Raw genomic sequence first — 1,347 nt, forward strand, 5'->3', positions numbered from 1 at the left:
CTGTAAGTGTTTTATTAATAAATAAGCTCAGCACATCTATATATCCTTTGCGTGTAAATTTCTGCTCTATACTTTTTTGGGTTACTTTGAGTAATTCGGCCTTAAGGATATTCAAACTGCTTTTAAAGGCCGTTCCATTAGCTATAGTAGCTTTTGCGCGATCGATGCCAAGCTGAATATCTTTTTGAAGTAATTCATTTTGTTTTAGTTGGGCATCTATTAACAATACGCCAAAGAACAACTGATTTACTCGTTCTTTCAATTTGTATAGCTCAATCTCAAGTTTCTGAGTTTCAACCGAGGCATTAATGCCAATCGCTTCTTTTTGTTGTCTGATAACCCCACCATCAAATAGGACTTGAGTTCCTTCGGCACTTAAACGATATTGGTCTTTACTGAGTTGAGGAATATTCGTTCCTGGAATTTGAATTGGAATCTTTGTTACATCAGACTGGTAACTGGCCAGTCCGCTAATATTAAATTGTGGAAGATACCCTTTTGCAGCGTTTTCAATAGAGTAGGCTGCAGTTTTTGAAATCAATTCCGACTGCCTTACCAATGGATAATTCTGGCGGGTCAGATTGTAGCATTCTTCAATTGAAAGCTTTTCCTGGCTTTGCACATTCGTTTGGTAAAACACAAAACAAATGATGGTGGTGAAAAATATAGATTTCATTTCTACTGTTTATTTATTTGTTTTAATCATTTGATTAATCTCTGAACAAAAAATTTTAATGGGTTTTTAGCATCGCATCAATCCAAACAGGAATCATTTTTTTTCTTTCTTCAACCATTTTATCAAAATCTTCTTGTTTTAATTCTCCTATAATTTTAAGTAGGGGACTGGCTACAAAAGGGAAAACCGTTAAACTGATAATGTTTATAATAAAATGCAGGGGATTAGCTTTACTATTTAGGGCTTCGTTTAACTGCTGATAAAAATGAGATTTAAGCAGAATCTCTTTAACATTCATATTTGTAGCCAGTTTTTCGGGGTTAGCTTTTATTTCACTTAAAATGAATAATGGCATGTCTGGTTGCTCTCTTAATAAATTGATATAGTTTTCGGCAACCAGTGAAATCTTTTCTGTTAGGCTAAATGCCTCATTATTCAATAGTCCTCTTATCCCCATTAAAAACTGCTGTATGTTCTCCATCATTACAATATCAAACAACTTCTCTTTACTTCTGAAATAGTAATTCAGCAACGCAAGGTTTATACCGGCTTCTTCAGCAATATCCCTTGTACGAGTACCAGAGTAACCTTTTTTTGTAAAAACAATATTTGCTGCTGCTTTAATCTTTTCTTCAGTGCTGCTGTCGGCTTCTATCTTTGTTTTCTTACTC

At 34.4% G+C, this 1,347-nt stretch carries 2 protein-coding genes; both read right to left on the reverse strand.

The features are described 5' to 3' along the window. The coding region (locus tag AC1DG9_RS27130) for a TolC family protein (RefSeq protein WP_477635701.1) at positions 1-676 on the reverse strand (676 nt) is incomplete at its 3' end. Positions 677-731: 55 nt separating this feature from the next. Next, the coding region (locus tag AC1DG9_RS27135) for a TetR/AcrR family transcriptional regulator (protein WP_477635702.1) at positions 732-1,347 on the reverse strand (616 nt) is incomplete at its 5' end.

The sequence above is a fragment of the Pedobacter sp. 05L430 genome, assembly GCF_056397585.1.